The sequence below is a fragment of the Mesorhizobium sp. ES1-1 genome (assembly GCF_020164785.1).
In the GTDB taxonomy this organism is placed as follows: Bacteria; Pseudomonadota; Alphaproteobacteria; order Rhizobiales; family Rhizobiaceae; genus Mesorhizobium.
On sequence record NZ_JAIUGX010000017.1, the window covers coordinates 42,235 to 61,443 of the forward strand.

General features: G+C 63.9%; 13 protein-coding genes. 1 reads left to right on the forward strand and 12 read right to left on the reverse strand.

Translation table 11 applies throughout. The features are described from left to right. Nucleotides 1-4: 4 nt before the first annotated feature. The 5 genes from LB513_RS23780 to LB513_RS23800 form a co-directional block, all read right to left on the reverse strand. Complete coding sequence (locus tag LB513_RS23780; RefSeq protein ID WP_224665920.1) at nucleotides 5-943, reverse strand: glycosyltransferase family 2 protein; 939 nt, start codon at nucleotides 941-943, stop codon at nucleotides 5-7. Between the two features lie 146 nt (nucleotides 944-1,089). Next, a complete protein-coding gene (locus LB513_RS23785) occupies nucleotides 1,090-1,974 on the reverse strand; it encodes a transglutaminase N-terminal domain-containing protein (protein WP_224665921.1) in 885 nt (294 codons plus the stop codon). Nucleotides 1,975-2,037: 63 nt separating this feature from the next. After that, complete coding sequence (locus LB513_RS23790; protein WP_224665922.1) at nucleotides 2,038-4,449, reverse strand: circularly permuted type 2 ATP-grasp protein; 2,412 nt, start codon at nucleotides 4,447-4,449, stop codon at nucleotides 2,038-2,040. A gap of 6 nt (nucleotides 4,450-4,455) precedes the next feature. Beyond that, on the reverse strand, nucleotides 4,456-7,815 hold the full coding sequence (locus tag LB513_RS23795; RefSeq protein ID WP_224665923.1) for a DUF2126 domain-containing protein: 3,360 nt from the start codon (nucleotides 7,813-7,815) through the stop codon (nucleotides 4,456-4,458). A gap of 368 nt (nucleotides 7,816-8,183) precedes the next feature. Beyond that, nucleotides 8,184-9,380 (reverse strand): acyl-CoA dehydrogenase, encoded by a 1,197-nt coding sequence (locus tag LB513_RS23800; protein WP_224665924.1) that lies wholly within the window; start codon nucleotides 9,378-9,380, stop codon nucleotides 8,184-8,186. 102 nt (nucleotides 9,381-9,482) lie between these two features. Here LB513_RS23800 and LB513_RS23805 point away from each other — a divergent pair, with 102 nt between their 5' ends. Next, entirely contained in the window at nucleotides 9,483-10,394 is a 912-nt protein-coding gene (locus LB513_RS23805) for a LysR family transcriptional regulator (protein WP_224665925.1), read from the forward strand. On the opposite strand, the gene LB513_RS23810 is transcribed toward LB513_RS23805, so the two are convergent. The 7 genes from LB513_RS23810 to LB513_RS23840 form a co-directional block, all read right to left on the reverse strand. Continuing rightward, the gene (locus LB513_RS23810) at nucleotides 10,395-12,716 is read right to left on the reverse strand and encodes a Tex family protein (RefSeq protein ID WP_224665926.1); all 2,322 of its coding nucleotides are present in this window, start codon (nucleotides 12,714-12,716) and stop codon (nucleotides 10,395-10,397) included. Nucleotides 12,717-12,841: 125 nt separating this feature from the next. Beyond that, complete coding sequence (locus LB513_RS23815; RefSeq protein WP_224665927.1) at nucleotides 12,842-14,023, reverse strand: serine hydrolase domain-containing protein; 1,182 nt, start codon at nucleotides 14,021-14,023, stop codon at nucleotides 12,842-12,844. Nucleotides 14,024-14,053: 30 nt separating this feature from the next. Beyond that, nucleotides 14,054-15,250: a serine hydrolase domain-containing protein gene (locus LB513_RS23820; RefSeq protein ID WP_224665928.1), complete on the reverse strand. Its 1,197-nt coding sequence runs from the start codon at nucleotides 15,248-15,250 to the stop codon at nucleotides 14,054-14,056. 68 nt (nucleotides 15,251-15,318) lie between these two features. Then, the gene (locus tag LB513_RS23825; protein ID WP_224665929.1) at nucleotides 15,319-16,353 is read right to left on the reverse strand and encodes an extracellular solute-binding protein; all 1,035 of its coding nucleotides are present in this window, start codon (nucleotides 16,351-16,353) and stop codon (nucleotides 15,319-15,321) included. Between the two features lie 23 nt (nucleotides 16,354-16,376). Continuing rightward, the gene (locus LB513_RS23830) at nucleotides 16,377-17,177 is read right to left on the reverse strand and encodes an ABC transporter permease (RefSeq protein ID WP_224665930.1); all 801 of its coding nucleotides are present in this window, start codon (nucleotides 17,175-17,177) and stop codon (nucleotides 16,377-16,379) included. Next, nucleotides 17,170-18,090 carry an ABC transporter permease gene (locus LB513_RS23835; protein WP_224665931.1) on the reverse strand — a complete coding sequence of 307 codons (921 nt, stop codon included), beginning with the start codon at nucleotides 18,088-18,090 and terminating at the stop codon, nucleotides 17,170-17,172. The genes LB513_RS23830 and LB513_RS23835 overlap by 8 nt, the downstream gene beginning before the upstream one ends. Next, nucleotides 18,090-19,184: an ABC transporter ATP-binding protein gene (locus LB513_RS23840; protein WP_224665932.1), complete on the reverse strand. Its 1,095-nt coding sequence runs from the start codon at nucleotides 19,182-19,184 to the stop codon at nucleotides 18,090-18,092. Before LB513_RS23840 ends, LB513_RS23835 begins: the two co-directional genes overlap by 1 nt. Between the last annotated feature and the right edge of the window lie 25 nt (nucleotides 19,185-19,209).

The window sequence follows — 19,209 nt, forward strand, 5'->3', positions numbered from 1 at the left end:
GCTGTCACAGCGCGCTTTGCAGGTGGATTCGCGGCGTTGAGAACCAGCGTCGCGAGTTGATCTTGAGCCTGTAGCGCAGGCACCGCCAGGCATCCGACCGCCGCTTCGGCGCGGCCGCCGCCACCTCCAGGAATCGCGCCGCCCCGTCCAGGTCGCCGCGCGCATAGTGGACCCGGGCGATCTTGAGGGCGACGACGCCCTCCCTGGTTTTGAGGGCCGACATCGGGACGTTGCAATCGCCAAGCGTTCGCAAATGCCGGCGCCATTGCAGGAAGCGACGCACCGGATCGATCATGAAACGATCGTCGGACCGTTGTGGCGACACCTCATAGACCATCACCGGCTGCTGGATCATGGCCAGCGAGGCCGTGCTCATCAGCCGGGCCCAAAACAGCGTGTCTTCGTCATAGGCCAGCCCCACCGGAAACCGTGTATCCCCAATCAGGCGTCGGGACGCCAGCACGCTACCGACGGCGACGGAGCGTATGTCGCCTTTCACATAAGCCGAGGCGTTTGACAGGCATCCGGCCTGATAGCCGCTCGGCACCTTGATCTGCCGATCCTGGCCATTGACCCGGCGCCGATAGGCGCCCACGATCATGTCGGCTGTCGGTTGCTCCTCTGCGCGCCGCAACATGGCCCGCAATCCACCGGGCAGATGCAAATCGTCGGCATCGATCAGGTAGACCCAGGGACGAACCGCTTCAGCCAAAGCCAGGTTGCGGGCGGCGCCGGCATCGCGGCAACTGGCGGGCAGCACACGCAGCGGCAGGGAAAGTCTCGCTGCGGCCTGCCGCGCCACATCGGCTGTGTCGTCGGTCGATGCATCATCGACCAGCAGGATTTCCCCGATGACTGCGGCTTCGCTGCCGAGCGAAGCCAGCGTTGCGGCGATAGTTGTCGATGCGTTGTGGGCGGGAATGACGACGCTGACTGCTTTCAACAACAAAACTCCGCGCCGAAGCGCATCTGAAAAAAACTACTGTTCCCGTCGCCGCGAATTCAGAGTAGCCTCCAAGTCGAGGTTTGAAAACCACTTTATCATCTTGAACTGGACCAAAGTATGACCCGGCACGTCTCGGGCCGCCATCAAGCCTTTTCTTGCTCTAAGGGGATGACGTCGACAGCCTGCTCGCCGACCTGTCCGCCAGTGGTTTTCAGCACCCCGACGATCGGCGCCACGTCGGAATAATCGCGCCCATATCCCACGGTAATGTGGTCGTTGCTGGCCCGCATTCCGTTGGTAGGGTCGAACTCCTGCCAGCCGGCATCGCGGCCGCACCACACCTTGACCCAGGCATGCATGGCGTCGGCGCCTTCCAGCCTGGGCTTGCCCTTGGGCGGAATTGTGCGCAGGAAGCCGCTGACATAGCCGGCCGGGATCCCAAGCCCGCGCAGGCCCGAGATCATGATGTGCGAAAAATCCTGGCAGACGCCGCGCTTCAGCCTGAAAGCATCGCTGGCCTTGGTGCGCACCGTCGTCGCGTCGCCGTCATAGGTGAAATCGCGATGGATGCGATTGCACAGATCCATGGCGACGGCGGTGACCGAGCCGCCGATGCTCTCCCTCGCATAGGCTGTTATCGCGGGATCGATGCTTGAATTTCTGCTGCCGGCCAGAAAGTGGTGCGGCGAAGCCGGCGCCAGCGATCGCACGGCTCCGAGTTCCAGCCGCAGCCGGTCAATGTCGGGTGACACGTCGAGCCCCGGCTCCTGCCGCGCCACCGACACACGCGCGCTCATCCTGATGTCAAGGGCGTCATGCGCGTCGCGGAAGGCGATGGAGGTGACGTTGTTGCCGAAAAAGTCAAGGAAGTCGGACCGCTCCGTGGGTGCAGGGGCGAACGACAACGAGGCGGCGATCACGCGCTGCACGCCTGAAATCGTCGATGGCAATACATGGACCTGGTGCCGTCCCCCGCCGGCCGCCGCGGCGTAATCATAATGAAGGTGAAGCCTGATATCGTAGAGCATGCGCTGCTTTCCTGTTTGGCGCAGGTTCGTTTCGCGCGAGCGTGCGAAACCTTTGCGACCAGCCTAGCCGAAATAGGCTTTGGCGAGACTGTTGTAGAGGCCGCCTATTTCGGTCGCGAGAGCGTCCAGCGCCTTCGCCGTCATGTCCGAAGGCTCCTTGATGGCGATCTGTGTGTTGAGCTGCAATATCGCCTTGGCCGCCGGCGACATATGCCCCTGCCCGCCCAGCGCTGGCAGCAGGCCGATCTCGGCCCTCAGCCTTTCGAGCTGGAACAGGATAGAGCGCGGGTTGAGGGGGTCGAGCGCCAGGAGATCGATCACCGTGCGCCGGCCGGCTTGCACCGGATACTGCCGGCGGTGGGTCATCACGCTGTCGCCGATCTCCAGCATCATGTCGAGGGCGCCCTCCGGCGCATTGGCACTGGTCAGCCGGGACAATGTGCGCGCGATCTGGATGCCGCGCTCCAGGCGCCGGCCGATCTCGAGGAAGCGCCAGCCGGCGAAACGATACATATTCTCGTGCAGCAGGCCGGAGAAACCGGCGAGCTTCCGAAGAATGACCGTCATCGCCCTGGTTGCGTCGTCGCCTGGCGCCACCGTCGTCGCGAACTGGTAGTTGGTCTTGGACAGGTCCTTGAGCGCCAGCCAGCCATCGGGCGAGAAGCGGTCGCGGATCTGGCCGGCGCTGTAGACAGCGCTGTCCAGCGTGCCGATCAATCCGGTTGGGATCGCCGTTTCGACGTCGATGCCGAAGGGTTCGAGATAATCCCTGACATCGGCCAGCAGAGGCATGTCGGGATCGGAGGTTTCGGCCAGCCGCACATGATAGGCGCGCAGGATGCGCACGGTATCTTCCGAACGTTCGATGTAGCGGCCGAGCCAGGTCAGGTTCTCCGCCGCGCGGCTGGGCAGGCTGCCGGGCCTCGTGCGGTTGAAACTGTCGCTCTCCTGAGGCAGCAGCGTCTCACGCTCGACGGGCTTGTCGCTGACCACCCAGACATCGGCCGCCTGGCCGCCGCGCTGCATGGCGATCGCCGTTGGGTCGAGCGACAGGCCGACGCGGGCAAAGCCGCCCGGCATCACCGTCCAACCCTCCGGCGTGCGTGCGAGATAGACACGCAGGCTGGCAGGCCGGGGCTCCAGCCGTCCGCCGGCATAGACCGGCGTCGTCGACAGCGTGACCGCTTCCTGGCCGACGAAGTTGCCCCCATCGCGTTCGATGCGCGCCACTAGCTCGGCCTGCTCCCCGTCCGTCAGCGCCGAGCCCAGTTTCGTCTGCTCGTCGTCCTCGAAGGCCAGGCGCGTCGACAGAGCCGGCCCGATCACCATGCGGCCGATATTGGCCAGCACATGCGCGCGCTCCGTCGCCTGCCCGCACCACCAGGTCGCGACGCTTGGCAAGAGCAGCTCCTCGCCACGCAAGGCGCGCGCAATCTTGGGAAGGAAGGCGAGGAGCGCGCGCGTCTCCATCAAGCCGGATCCCAGCGCATTGACGGTTGAGACCGCGCCATGGCGGATCGCCTCGACCAGTCCCGGCGTGCCGATCTGTGAATCCGGCCGCAGTTCGAGCGGATCGGCGAACGCCGCGTCGAGCCGCCGCCACAGCACGCTGATCGGTGCCAGGCCCGAAACCGTGCGCACCATCAGCCTGCCATCGGAAACGGTAAGGTCCTCGCCTTCCAGGAGCATGATGCCGAGGTAGCGAGCGATATAAGCGTGTTCGTAATAGGTTTCGTTGAGCGGGCCAGGGGTCAGGATCGCGACTCGGCCGTCGCCGTCCCTGGCCATGCCGATCAGCGCGTCGCGAAAGCGGCGGAAGAAGCCGGCCAGGCGGTGCACATGCATCTCGCCATAGATGTCCGACAGCGCCCTTGTCGTGGCGACGCGGTTCTCCAGGGCAAAGCCGGCGCCAGACGGCGCCTGCGTGCGGTCGCCCAGCACCCACCACTCCCCATTCGGTCCCCGCCCGAGCTCGAAGGCGCAAAAGTGCAGGAAATGGCCTTCGGGCGGCCTGATACCGACCATCGGCCGCAAATATTCGGGACTGGCGGCAATCAGCCCGGCCGGCAGGATGCCTTTTTCGACCAGCTGGTTCGGCCCGTAAATATCGGCGATGGTCTCCTCGAACAGCTCGGCACGCTGGATCAGACCGGCGCTGATTGCCTGCCACTCCCCGTCCTCGATCAGCAGCGGCACATGCGCCAGCGGCCATTCGCGCTCATTGGTGCCGGCCTTGTCATAGACACGGTAGTAGACGCCGGCATCACGCAGATACTGATCAGCGCGGGCAAAGCGCTGAGCGAGCCTTTCAGGCCCGATCTCGTCGAGCGACTCGATGAAATCCTTCCAGACCGGACGGGGATTGCCCGACGCGTCGACCATCTCGTCGACGACGCCTTCGATCGGCTGGTAGTGCTCCAGCAGGCCGTGGATCCGCGGTTTGCCGCGTATCCTCTTATGATTCCCCTTTGTCATCGCCGATCAGGCTCTCGCCGGCCGGCGAAGGTCAAGGGTCATCGGGAAATCTTCCGACGGCTGCTCTTCCCGCAGCACGTAAGCGGACGGCGTGTGGCCGCGCGGCTCGAAGCGGGCGAGCCGCCGTGCCTCCGCCTCATTGCCGTTGACCGGGAATGTATCGTAGTTGCGCCCGCCGGGATGCGCGACATGGTAGACGCAGCCGCCCACCGCACGGCCCGACCAGCGGTCATAGATGTCGAACACCAGCGGTGTATTGACCGGCAGCGCAGGGTGCAGGCCCGACGCCGGCTGCCAGGCCTTGAAACGCACGCCCGCCACCGCGACTTCGCGATTGTCCGTTACCTTCATCGGCACGATGCGGCCGTTGCAGAGGATGGCGTGGCGCTCCGGATTGAGACCTTCGGTTCTCACCTGCAGCCGCTCCACGGAGGAATCGACAAAGCGCACCGTACCGCCGATGGCGCCCTGCTCGCCCATGACATGCCACGGCTCCAGCGCCTGCCGCAGTTCCAGCTTGATGCCGGCATGCTGGACCTCGCCGCAGAACGGGAAGCGGAATTCGAGCTGGGCGTCGAACCACTCGGGCCGGAACTCGAACCCGTTGAGGTTGAGGTCGTCGAGCACGTCGAGAAAATCCGCCCAGACATAGTGCGGCAACATGAAACGGTCGTGCAGCGAGGTACCCCAACGGACGAAACGGCCCTCGAGGGGGCTTTTCCACGCCCGGGCTATGATCGCCCTGACCAGCAATTGCTGCGCCAGCGACATGCGCGCATTGGGCGGCATCTCGAAGCCCCGGAACTCGACAAGGCCGAGCCGGCCGGTCGGGCCATCGGGCGAGAACAGCTTGTCGATGCAAATTTCCGAACGGTGCGTGTTGCCGGTGACGTCCGTCAAAAGATTGCGGAACAGCCGGTCGACCAGCCACGGCAAAGGCGCATTGCCCTTATCCGGATGCGGCACCTGCGCCATGGCGATTTCGAGTTCGTAGAGCGAATCGTGGCGCGCCTCGTCGAAGCGCGGCGCCTGGCTGGTCGGGCCGATAAACAGGCCGGAAAACAAATAGGACAGCGACGGATGCCGCTGCCACTGCAGCACCAGGCTCTTCAACAAATCGGGCCGGCGCAGGAATGGGCTGTCATTGGGCGTCGCGCCGCCAACGACGACATGGTTGCCGCCGCCGGTGCCGGTATGGCGGCCGTCGATCATGAACTTGTCGGCGCCAAGCCGCGTCAGGCGAGCCTCCTCGTAGATCGCCGTCGTCGTCGCCACGCAATCCTGCCAGTTGAAGGCCGGGTGGATGTTGACCTCGATGACGCCGGGGTCGGGCGCGACCCGGATGACGTTGAGTCGCGGGTCATGCGGCGGGCCATAGCCCTCTATATGCACCGGCAGCCCGATCGCCCTCGCCGCGTTTTCGGCGGCGGCCACGAGTTCGAGGTAATCCTCCAGGGCCTCGACCGGCGGCATGAACACGCAAAGCCTTCCCTCGCGCGGCTCGACGGAAAGCGCTGTCCGCACCGCGCCGCCGATCTCGGTGATCTCCTGTTCGACGCGGTCCTGCTGGGCGCTGGCGGCGGTGAACGAGGCCGGCTGCTGGCGGCGTGCCATTTCGTCGGCGCCTTCGAGTTCGGCGGGCGCCGAGACGGGCAGCATCGCTTCACGCGTGGGCAGCGCGCCACGCGGCACCGATGGATCGACGGGAACGATGTAGGGGAACTGCGCTGGCGGCACATAGGGCAACGTCCCCAGCGGCAGCCGATAGCCGACAGGCGAATCGCCCGGCACCAGGAAGAGCCGCCCGCGCCGCGTCTTCCATCGCTCCGAACGCCATCGGGGGCCTGAGGCCTGGCTGTTCCAGCGCTGCACCGGCAGCACGTAGCCGGACGGCTTGGTCAGGCCGCGTTCGAACACGCGCGTCATGCGGCTGCGTTCCTCCGGATCCTCCAATTTGGAGTTCGACGGATCGACGTTCTCCGGCAGCTTGCCTTCCTTGAGCAGCCATTCTGCCGGGTCCTCATAGGCTTCGCTGACCATGGTCCTGTCGATGCCGAGTTCGCCGGCAATGGCGGTCAGCAGGCTTTCGGCCTGTTCGGGGCCGACATCCGCCGAACTGTTCTCCCGCGCGATAAGCGAAGGGTCGCTCCAGACCGGCTCGCCATCGGCGCGCCAGTAAAGCGAGAACGTCCAGCGCGGCAGGCTTTCGCCGGGATACCATTTACCCTGGCCGTAATGCAGGAAGCCGCCCGGTGCAAAGCGTTCGCGCAGCCTGCGGATAAGCGCATCGGCCTTTTCGCGCTTCGTCGGCCCGACGGCCGCGGTATTCCACTCGGCCGATTCGAAATCGTCGATCGACACGAAGGTCGGCTCGCCGCCCATCGTCAGCCGCACGTCGCCGGCGGCAAGCGCCGCGTCGACCTTCCTGCCCAGCGCATCGAGAGCGCCCCAGCTTTCGTCCGAGAACGGCTTGGTGATACGGGGATGCTCGGCGATGCGGTCGACGCGCATCTCGAAGCCGAACTCCACATTGGCGAAGCTCGCCATGCCGGAGATCGGTGCCGCGTTGCGGAAATGCGGCGTGGCGGCGAGCGGCACATGGCTTTCGCCGGTGAGCAGGCCGGAGGTCGGGTCGAAACCGATCCAGCCGGCCCCGGGCAGATAGACCTCGCACCACGCATGCAGGTCGGTGAAGTCGACGGCGGTCCCCGGCGGTCCGTCAAGCGCCACAAGGTCTGGCTTGAGCTGGATCAGGTAGCCGGAGACGAAGCGCGCGGCGAAGCCGAGATTGCGCAGGATCTGCACCAGAAGCCAGCTCGAATCCCGGCACGATCCCTTAGCTGCCGCCAACGTTTCATCTGGCGAATAGACGCCCGTCTCCATGCGCACGATATAGGCGATCTCGCGCTGCAGCCTGGCGTTGAGATCGACAAGGAAATTGACGGTGTTCTTGGCACTGGTGTCGACGGTCTTGAGGAATGCGTCAAGCAGCGGACCGGCGGGCTCCGGCGTGCGGTAGATGGTAAGATCGTCGCGGATCTCTTCCGGGTAGTCGAACGGGAACCTCTCGGCCGAGGGCTCGACGAAGAAGTCGAACGGATTGTAGACTGTCATGTCGGCGACGAGATCGACCTCGATCTTCAATTCCGTCACCGGCTCCGGAAAGACGAAGCGGGCGAGGAAGTTGCCGTAGGGATCCTGCTGCAGATTGACGAAGTGGTTTGACGGCTCGACTTTCAGCGAGTGGCTGAGCACCTTGGTGCGCGAATGGGGCGCCGGTTGCAGCCTGATGATCTGCGGCCCGAGCACCACCGGCCGGTCATATTTGTAATGGGTCAGGTGATAGACGGCTGCCAGAATTGCCATGGGGCCCCGGAATTCAGCGTTTCAAAAAGAACTCGCCGGACCCTGACACAACTAGCCGCGGTTCTCCAAGCAGAGATGTTGCGGTGCACGCAATCGGACGGCTTGTATTGATGCGCCGGGCCTTACCGACCGGGCAGGTCGACCCCAACTCCGTCTCGGCTTCGCCGAGCCACCTCTCCCCCGATCGACGGGGTAGAGGAAGGGCGCGAGCCGATTGCCGCCAGTCCCCTTCCTCACCCTCCGGCGGGGAGAGGCGGCGCCGCGAAGCGGCGACGGAGTGGGGGAAGGCGGGCCTCTTACCCGCGGTATTTGTCAGGGCAATCAGCAATCTTTCAGGCGCGCCCTGGCCTGCGTGGCGCTGGTCCCCCTCAGAAGAACGCCTGGATACCGGTCTGCGCGCGGCCCAAAATCAACGCGTGCACGTCATGCGTGCCTTCATAGGTGTTGACCGTCTCCAAATTCTGCGCGTGGCGCATGACGTGGTAGCCGATCTGGATGCCGTTGCCGCCATGCATGTCTCGGGCCTGGCGGGCGATGTCGAGCGCCTTGCCGCAATTATTGCGCTTGACGATCGAGATCATTGCCGGCGCCATCTTGCCTTCGTCCATCAGCCGCCCGACCCGCAGCGAGGCCTGCAGTCCCAGGGCAATCTCGGTCTGCATATCGGCGAGCTTCTTCTGGAAAAGCTGCGTGCCGGCCAGCGGCTTGCCGAACTGCTTGCGGTCGAGGCCATACTGGCGGGCGCGATGCCAGCAGTCTTCCGCGGCACCCATCGACCCCCAGGAAATGCCGTAGCGAGCCCGGTTGAGGCAGCCGAACGGGCCGCCCAGCCCCCTGGCGTTCGGCAGCACCGCGTCCTCGCCGACCTCCACGCCTTCCATCACGATTTCGCCGGTGATCGACGCTCGCAATGACAGCTTGCCGCCGATCTTTGGCGCCGAAAGGCCCTTCATGCCCTTTTCCAGCACAAAACCGCGGATTTCATCCTTGCCGCCTTCGACCTTCAATTTCGCCCAGACGACGAAGACATCGGCGATCGGCGCATTGGAGATCCACATCTTCGAGCCGGAGAGCCTGTAGCCATTGGCGGTCTTCTCGGCGCGTGTCTTCATGCCGCCCGGATCCGACCCCGCATCCGGCTCGGTCAGGCCGAAGCAGCCGATCCATTCGCCCGAGGCGAGCTTCGGAAGGTATTTCTTGCGCTGCTCTTCCGAGCCATAGGCATGGATAGGATACATGACCAGCGACGATTGCACTGACATCATCGAGCGATAGCCCGAATCGACGCGTTCAACCTCCCGCGCCACCAGCCCATAGGTGACATAATTGGCGCCGAGCCCACCATATTCCTCGGGAATGGTGATGCCCAGCAGACCCGCCTCGCCCATCTCGCGAAAGATGCCGGCATCAGTCTGCTCGTTGAGGTAAGCCTCCTCTATCCTGGGCGCCAGCTTGTCGGCGGCAAAGGCGGCCGCGCCGTCGCGCACCATGCGCTCGTCCTGCGAAAGCTGGTCCTCGATCAGGAATGGATCTTCCCAGACGAATGCGTTCTTTTCAGCGGCCATGACTTCCTCGGTATCTTACGGATGAAGCCCGGCTTATCGGCCCCGGATGGCGAAAAATCAATCGAAATTGCCTCACAGATCAATGAGCGCTAGGAATGGATCATGAATGTCCAACGCCGCCTTCTGCCTCCTATCGCCGCCCTTGCCGCCTTCGAGGCGGTGGCACGCCTTGGCAGCTTCACCGCCGCCGCGCGGGAGCTGAGTTTGACGCAAGGAGCAGTCAGCCGGCAGATAACTCTGCTGGAAGACCAGTTCGGTCGACGTCTGTTCGATCGCGACAGCCGCAACGTCAGGCTGTCGCCGCAGGGCGAAATCTATGCCGAGGCGGTGCGTTCCGCGCTTGGCCAACTGCGCGACGCCGCTCTTGGATTGATGAGCTATCGACATAGCGGCATCCTGAACCTCGCAATACTGCCGACTTTCGGCACACGCTGGCTGATGCCGATGGTCCCGAATTTCGTCGAGACCCATCCGGACATCACGATCAACTTCGTGACGCGCGTCGGCCGCTTCGACTTCGCGCGGGAGCGCCTCGACGCCGCCATTCATTACGGATTGCCGGACTGGCCGGACGCCGACTCGACCCTGCTGGTGCGCGAGACCGTGGCGCCGGTCGTGTCGCAGGGCTTCCTTGCCGGGCGTAACATTGCCGGACCGGCAGACATCGGTCGCCTGCCGCTGCTGCACATGGCGACGCGGCCCGGGGCCTGGAAAGAATGGTTCGAGCATCAGGACCTGAGCGCGCCGACCGGACCCGGGATGCAATTCGAACAGTTCGGCACCGCCGCCCAGGCCTGCATGGCGGGCCTCGGCGTCGCCTTGCTGCCGCTGATCCTTATCGCGGGCGAATTGCAGCGCGGTCAGTTGGTGTTGGCGCCCGGCCAACCGATGCAGAGCCGCAGCGCCTATTATCTGGTGGTACCGCAGGACAAACGTGCCCATCCGCCTGTCGCCAGTTTTCGCGACTGGCTGCTGGGCCAGCTGGATAGAGAGGCCGCCGTTCTGGCGTGGTAGTCACTTGCGCTTCAAGGCGTCGGCCAATGCCGCGCCGAACGCGCCTTGCTGCGACGGCCGCTCCGCCTGGCGCTGAGGCGCCGGCGAGCGTGGAGCCGGCCTGCCGCCGTCCTTGTCGCGTGGTGCTTTCGGTACGCCACCCTCGCCGCCATCCCGACGCATCGACAGCGCGATCCGCTTGCGCTTGATGTCGACATCGACGACTCGCACTTTCACAACGTCGCCGGCCTTTACCACCTCATGCGCGTCCTTGACGAAACGGTCGGCCAGTTGCGAGACATGCACCAGCCCGTCCTGGTGCACGCCGATATCGACGAAGGCGCCGAAGGCGGCGACGTTGGTCACCGTGCCTTCCAGCTTCATGCCTGGTTTCAGGTCCTTGATGTCGTCGATGCCATCGGCGAAAGTCGCCGTCTTGAAGCCCGGACGCGGATCCCGGCCCGGCTTTTCCAGTTCCGCCAGTATGTCGCGCACCGTCGGCAAGCCGAAACGCTCGTCGACGAAGTGGCGCGGATCGAGCGCCTTCAGCGCCGCACTGTCGCCCATCAAAGAGCGGACATCGCGCCCGCAGGCGGCGACGATCTTCTTGGCCACACCATAGGCTTCCGGATGCACCGAGGAGGCATCGAGCGGCTCACTGCCATTGGCAATGCGCAGGAAGCCGGCGGATTGTTCGAACGCGCGCGGTCCAAGGCGCGGCACTTTGAGGAGATCCTTCCGGCTGGCGAACGGTCCGGTCGCATCGCGATGCGCGACGATGGCATCGGCGAGCGACGCCCCCAGGCCGGACACGCGTGCCAGCAGCGGCGCCGAAGCTGTGTTGAGATCGACGCCTACGGCATTGACCGCATCCTCGACCACCGCTTCCAGCGAGCGGCCGAGCCGGTACTGGTCGACATCATGCTGGTACTGACCGACCCCGATCGACTTCGGCTCGATCTTGACCAGTTCGGCCAGCGGATCCTGCAGCCGCCGCGCGATCGACACCGCGCCGCGCAGCGACACGTCAAGCCCGGGAAATTCGGCCGCCGCCGTCGCCGATGCAGAATAGACCGATGCGCCCGCCTCGCTGACGATCACCTTGAGCGGCTTTGGCGCACCAACCACCGACATATCGGCCAACATGTCCGCAACCAGTTTTTCCGTCTCCCGGCTGCCTGTGCCGTTGCCGATTGAAATCAGCTCGACCTTGTGCAGACGGATGAGCTTCGCCAGCTCGGCCTGCGTGCCGCGCACATCGTTCTTGGGCGGGAATGGATAGACTGTCGTCGTCGCCAGCAGCTTGCCGGTCCCGTCCACAACGGCCACCTTGACCCCGGTACGGATGCCGGGATCCAGTCCCATCGTGGCGCGCGAGCCGGCGGGTGCGGCGAGCAGCAGATCCTTGAGGTTGCGCGCGAAGACGTGGATCGCCTCTTCTTCGGCCCGCTCGCGCAGTTCGCGCATCAGGTCAAGCGTCAGGTGCAGCGACAGCTTGATCCGCCAGGTCCAGCCGGCCACCTCCATCAGCCAGCGATCGCCCGGCAGGCTGCCGCCGATCGCATAGGCATTGGCGATCATCCGCTCGACCGGCTTCACCGGCGACGTTTCCCCGGCATCGACCTCGATGTCGAGCGCAAGCACGTCCTCGTTGCGCCCGCGCAGCATGGCCAGAGCGCGATGGCTTGGCACCGTTGCCCAGCGCTCGACATGGTCGAAATAGTCGGAGAATTTCGCCCCTGCTTCCTGCTTGCCATCGATCACCCTGGCGCGCATGAAGGCGCGTTCCTTCATGTAGGCCCGCAATTTGCCGACCAGCTCGGCATTCTCCGCGAACTGTTCCGACAGGATATCGCGCGCGCCTTCGAGTGCCGCCTTGGCGTCGGCCACCTCGTCGCTGACATAGGCCAGCGCCAGCTCGGCAGGCACCAATGCGCGGTTCGCAAGAATGGCCTCGGCCAGTGGTCCCAGCCCGCGTTCCCTGGCGATCTCCGCCTTGGTCCGCCGTTTCGGCTTGTAGGGCAGATAGATGTCTTCCAGCTCCGCCTTGGTGGTGGCTGCGATGATCTTGCCTTCAAGCTCCTCGGTCAGCTTGCCCTGCTCGCGGATGGAGCCAAGGATGGTGTCGCGGCGCGCGTCGAGTTCTCGCAGATAGGCAAGGCGTTCGGACAGCAGCCGCAACTGGGTGTCGTCCAGTCCTCCGGTCACTTCCTTGCGATAACGGGCCACGAACGGCACGGTCGCCCCCTCGTCGAGCAGCCCGATCGCCGCGTCCGCCTGTTCGGGCCGCGCGGTGATCTCGGCCGCGATGATGGCGGCGATGCGCTTGATGTCGGATGCCATGCTGGTCCTGTCGCTGTCCAAGAAGGGGCGACCATAGGCGCGGATGACTGGGCCGCCAACCGTCGTGTTTCATCGACGGAAGAGGTCCACAGGAAAGCGTGAAGCTAGTTTGGCGGCCTGGAGGCTCAGACCATCCGGCTGAGCGCCTCGAAAAAGGCGACGATCTCGATATCCAGGGGATCGTCGACCGGCTCCGGCTGCGACGACATCTTGGCGATCACGACCTCGGTCCTGGGATCGACATAGAGCCACTGGCCATGAATGCCGATGCCGCAATAAGCGCCGTTCTCGAAGCCCGTCTGGTACCATTTGTTGCGATAGCGGCCGTTGGGGAACAGGGACGCCATCGAGCCACGTTGCCAGGCCTCGGAACTGCCGCCGGTGAGGGTCGTGTCGCGCACCCAGGCTTCTGGCAAGATTTGCCGGCCATTGGCCATGCCGCCCTGCCGCATCATCTCGCCGACCCGCGCCAGATCGCGCGGCGTCACCGAAATGCCACCGGCGGTGCGCGCAGTGCCTTCCATGTCGACGCCGACCGAGGCCTCGCTGGCGGCGCCGAGGGGCAGCCATAGTTTCTCGCGCATCAGATCGGTGAAGCGCTGGCCCGACGCCCGCTCCAGGAGCAGGCCAAGCAGGTCCGAATTGGGCGAACGATAGCGGAAAGTCTGGCCATGCGGCTCGTCAAGGCTCTGCAGCGTCAGAATGAACTGGCGCAGGCTCTCCGTGCCGCCGCCGGGATTCCACAGCGTCGCGCGGCGGTAGCGGGCAAAGGCGCTTTCGGGATCAAGATAGGCCTCGTCGAAATCCAGGCTGACGCTCATGTCGAGGACATGCCGTACCTTGGCGTCGCCATAGGCCGAACCGGCCGCCTCCGGCATATAGGTCGTCACCGGAGCTTCCGGATCGAACACGCCTTCGCCCTCCAGAATGCCCGCGATAATGGCGGTCAGCGACTTGCTGATCGAAAAGACGATGTGGCGGGCGCCGAAATCCATATTCGGGGCGAACCAGTCGCCGATGGTTTTGCCGCCTTTCATGATGGTGAGCGCGTCGGTGCTCGAGCGGGCGAGAAACCCCGCCACGGTTTCGGTCGCGCTTGCAACGGTCACCTTGGCGTCGAGCAGCCCGCCCATATCGCGCATCGGCGGTTCGACGCTGCTTGGCGCGGCTGCAATGCGCGCGGTCGGAACCAGTTCGCCGAGATTCTGGAAAGACCAGCGGTTGAAGGGGCTCTCGCGCCAGTTGGCGAGCTGCACCTCGTTGCGGCGGAAGCCGTAGCGGGTTTCGAACGCGGTCTTGCCGGTCATGGCGTTTCCTTCCAGGTGTTCTGTCGAGGCTCAGCCCAGTGCGGCCGCGATGGCATGCACCGCCTTCAGCGTCGCCACGGAATAGGCGACATTGCTGAAATCGGAATAGGTGGAAAGCTTCACCACCACCATTCTCGTGTTCCAGTCGATATGGATCAACTGCCCGAATACTCCCCGGCACATCAGGGCGCGCGAGCGAGGATTCTCGATCCAGAACTGGTTGTGATAGCTGCCCTCGGGCAGGCTTGGCGAAAAGTCCGGACCATGCCTGCCGTTACGCGTCGTCTCGATCCAGTCGGCCGGAACGATGCCGCGGCCATTGTCGAGGATCAGCTGACCGAAACGGCCATAGTCGCGCAGCGTCGCGTTGAAGCCGCCATCGGCGAGCGCATAGCCGGCGCTGTCGACGGTGAAGCAGGCGCTCTCCTCGGCGCCGAGCTTTTGCCAAAGCTCCTCGGAGACCAGTTGCGCCAAGCGCTTGCCCGTCACCCGCTCCATCATGAAGGCGAGCACGTCCGTCTCGATCGAGCGGTATTCGAAGGCCGCGCCATGCGGGCGGGTCGCATCTGCGAGACCCAGGATCAGTTCGTACATATGCGCCGGCCAGCGGAAGGCCGGATCGCTGCCTGGCGGAACCGGCTTCCAGCCGGAGGCGACGTCGACTTGGCCAATGTCGGAATAAGGGTCGGTATAGTCTTCCGAGAAGTTCACGCCGGTCGTCATGTCGAGCACATGCTGGACAGTGGCGCCGGACCAGCCCGTGGCGCTCAGTTCCGGCAGATAGTCCGTCACCGACCTGGCCGGGTCGATCAGGCCGCGCCCGGCCAATATGCCGAACACCGAGCCGGTGACCGACTTGGCCATCGACTGCGACAGATGCAGCGTCCGCTCCCCCATGCCGTTGAAATAGCGCTCAAGGACGATCTTGCCGTCCTTGAGCACAAGGAAGCCGTCCGTATAGGTTTCATCGAGCAGTCCGGCGAGTGTCGTCGGCGCCCCTGTGCTGTCCTCAACAATTAGATCGTCGAGATCCGCTTCGGCGCGTTCGAAACGGTGGCGATGGCCGTTGCCGCGCCACACTTCCGCGGTGGGGAGAATTTCGCGGATGTGCTGGAAGGCCCAGCGGTTCCAGGGCGGCCGATCCCAGTCGAGCTTCGGCGGCACCATGGCAGGCGGCGAGCCCTGCATGATGGGCGGCCGCGCGTCGCCATTGCGGTAGGAGTCCATGAAAGCCGACCTTGGGTGAAATGAAAACAGGCCCGGCGGCGCGTGCCGCCGGGCCTGTCTCATTGTGGTTACTTCTGCAGTTCGGTCCAGATCTTGGTGTAGATCTCCTGCACTTCCGGCGAACACAGCTTTTGCAGCTCGCCATGTTCCTTCACATCGGCCGGGATGATGACCTCCGGAGCGTCCTTCATGTCGGCCGGCATGTATTTATCGGACCCCGCAATGCCGTTGGCGTAACGGTGGAAGGCCGAGAGGCCGGCGGCGTTTTCCGGATCCATGATGAAGTTCTGGAACAGCTTGGCGTTCTCAACATTCTTGGCCTCTTTCAGAACCATGACGTTGTCGCTCCAAAGGCCGAACCCTTCCTTCGGATAATTATAGTGGATGGCCGGGTTGGCCAGCCGCTGGCGCAGCGCCGACCCGTTCCAGTCGCTGGTCGCCTTGAAATCGCCGGCGCCCATTTTCTCGATGGTGTTGTATTCCATCGCGATCCAGTTCGGCTTGGCGGCGACCAGCAGATCGCGCACCTTCTTCAGCGTTTCCTTGTCGCTGGCGCATTGCTGGGCCCCGACATATTTCGTCGCCGCGAACATCACGTCGTTCATTTCAGGAACGACGTTGACCTTGCCCTTCAACTCGTCAGGCGTGTTGAAGATGATCCCCCAAGTATTCGCGGGGCCTTTGTAGACATCGGTGTTGACGACGATGCCGACCGTGCCCCAGGCCCACGGAACCGAATATTTGCGGCCTGGGTCGAAGTCGGGATTGGCCCATTCGGGCGCCACGTTCTTGAAATTCTCCATCTTGCCCGGGTCTGTTTCCAGGACCAGGCCTTCCTTGATCCAGATCGGCACAAAGGTCTGCGACGGGACGGCGATGTCGAAGCCGGTACCGCCCTGGCGCACCTTGGCCAGCGCGGTGTCGTTCGAATCATAGTCGGTGATGGTGACCTTGACGTTGTACTTCGCCTCGAACTTCTTGATCACGTCCGGGCTGGTATAATTGCCCCAATTGTAGATGTTGAGCGCGCCGTCAGCGCGGGCAAGGCTTGTCGAGGCAAGCAGCGCCAACCCCATGGCGGTCGCCATTGTCTTCCAGTTCATAGGCTTAACTCCCATTTGTCGGTTCAGTCTCGTTTCCTGCTGATGAAGAAAAACAACGTGACGATCGCGACCGAAAGCAGCAGGAAGGCGGTCGATATCGCGTTGATCTCGGGTGTTATGCCGCGGCGGATCTGGCCCAGCATGTAGGTCGGCAGCGTGTCCTGGCCACCGGATTTGACGAACTCGGTGATGACGACGTCGTCGAGCGAAATGACGAAGGCCAGCATCAAACCGGCGAGAATGCCGGGCCACAGCAATGGCAGCGTGATGCGGCGGAAGGTTTTCCAGGGCGTGGCGTAGAGGTCGGCCGCGGCGCGCTCCAGCGTCAAATCCATGTTCTCCAGCCGCGCGCGGATCGGCAGGTAGGCAAACGGAATGCAGAACGCCGTATGCGCCGCGATGAGGTAGCCGAGGCCCGAATAGCCGGTGAAGATCTTGATGCGCGAGAAGAAGATCAGCAGCGCCACCCCGGTGACGATCTCCGGCACCATCAGGGGCTGATTGATCGCCGCGTACTGGAAGGTGAGGCCGCGATAGGGCGCCGTCCGCGTCGTGGCCAGCGCGGCCATGGTGGCGAAGATGCTGGCCAGGATCGCCGCGATGGCGCCGATCTGGAAGGATCGCAAGGTGGCATCGATCACCTCGGTATTCTGCCACGCCGAGCGAAACCATTTGAGGGAGAGGCCACCCCATTCGGAGGTCGAGTTGGCCGCGTTGAATGCATACAGCACAAGCACGATGATCGGCAGGTAGAGCACGACGAAGCAGGTTGCCGCGACGGCGGTGAAGCCGGGCTGATGCTTGATCGAGAAATTCTTAGCCATGACGCACCCCCGAACTGCCGGCGTTGCGCACATAGGCAAGCAGCGCCACCATGACGATGATCATCACCGAGATCGACAGCGCCGAGCCGAGCGGCCAGTTGCGGCCCTGCCCGAATTGCAATTCGATCAGATTGGACAGCATCAGGTTTTTGCCGCCGCCAAGCACGATCGGCGTCACATAGGCGCCGAGCGCCGGAATGAAGACAAGGATCGAGCCGGCGATGACGCCGGGCCTGACCAGCGGGAAGATGATCCGCCGCAACACCTGGAAGCGCGTCGCGTAGAGGTCGTAGCCCGCCTCGACCAGCCGGAAATCGAGTTTTTCCATGCTGGCATAGATCGGCAGCACCATCAGCGGCAGGTAGACATAGGCCATGCCCAGCAGGATCGCGGTGTCGGTATAGAGGATCTGGATGGGTGCCGTGATCAAGCCGAGCTTGAGCAGGATTGTGTTGATGATCCCCTCGTTGCGGATGATCTGCAGGACGGCGAAAGTACGGATAAGAAGGTTCGTCCAGAACGGAATGGTGATCAGGAACAGCCAGAGATCGCGGGTCTTTTCGCTGCGCGTCGCCATGAAATAGGCGGTCGGGAAACCGAGCGCCAACGTGGCGATCGTGGTGATGATCGCAAGCTTGATCGAGCGCCAGAAGATGGTGACATGGGCGGCGGCGATCGAAAGCGTGTCGTCGAAGATGTCGCGTTCCAGAAACACCGATGTCCAAGCGTCAAGGGAGAACTGCCACTTCACGTCGCCATAGGGACCGGGCGTCAGGAACGAGTAGACCAGCACGATCAACAACGGGCCGGTAGCGGCGAGCAGAATGACCAGCAGCGCCGGAGCCGACAAAAGCCAGCGGCCGCGGATGTCGCGGCGTTCCGCCGCCTTGGCGACTTCTTCCGCGGTCGCCATCAGTCCCTCAGCACTTGCGCGGCATCATTGCCGATGACGATGCCGACCTTGTCGCCGCGCTCGAAGCCGCAACCGGCGCTGCGCGTATTCTGCTGGCGCACGGTGAAGGCCTCGCCGCTGTCGAGCCGCAGATGGATATGCGTGTCGGTGCCGAAATAGACGATGTTGTCGACCGTTCCGGACAATTCGCCCTTGTCCTTAGTCAGCTTGGCATGCTCGGGCCTCACCACCACGGTGGCATTGTCCTTCGGCTGGAAGCCCTCGGCAACGGTCGCCTCGATGGTCGAGCCGGATTTGAGCGTGGCGCGCGCCTTGCCATTGCCGATGCCCGATATGGCAGCGGTGAGAAAGTTGGTTTCACCTATGAAATCGGCGACGAAGCGTTCGGCCGGCTTGTCGTAGATGTCCCAGGGCGAGCCGACCTGCAGGATCTTGCCCGCCGACATCACGGCGATGCGGTCCGACATCGTCAGCGCCTCCTCCTGGTCGTGGGTGACGAAGATGAAGGTGATGCCGGTCTCGTGCTGCAGCCGCTTCAATTCGATCTGCATGTCCTTGCGCAGCTTGAAGTCCAGCGCCGAGAGCGGTTCGTCGAGCAACAGCACCTTGGGCTGCGGCGCCAGCGCCCGCGCCAGCGCCACGCGCTGTTGCTGGCCGCCGGAAATCTGGCTGGTACGGCGGCCGGCGAGAGCCTCCATCTTGACCAGCTTGAGCATCTCGGCGACGCGCGCCTTGATCTCCGCCTTCGGCTTGCCCAGCATTTCCAGGCCGAAGCCGATATTGTCGGCAACCGTCATATGCGGGAACAGCGCATAGGACTGGAACACGGTGTTGACAGGCCGCTTGAACGGCGGCAGCGGCGCGATGTCCTGGCCGTAGAGCAGGATCTCTCCATGGGTCGGAAAGTCGAAGCCCGCGATGAGGCGCAGCAACGTCGTCTTGCCGCAGCCGGACGGGCCAAGCAGCGTGAAGAATTCATTCTCGCGGATTGAGACGGAGACCGTGTCGAGGGCGGCGACCTGTCCCTCACCTGATCCGAAAATCTTGCTTACGTTGGCGACTTCAATCGCATTCCGACCCGGTTTATCCGGCACGATTACGCCTCACTGTTGACCCCGC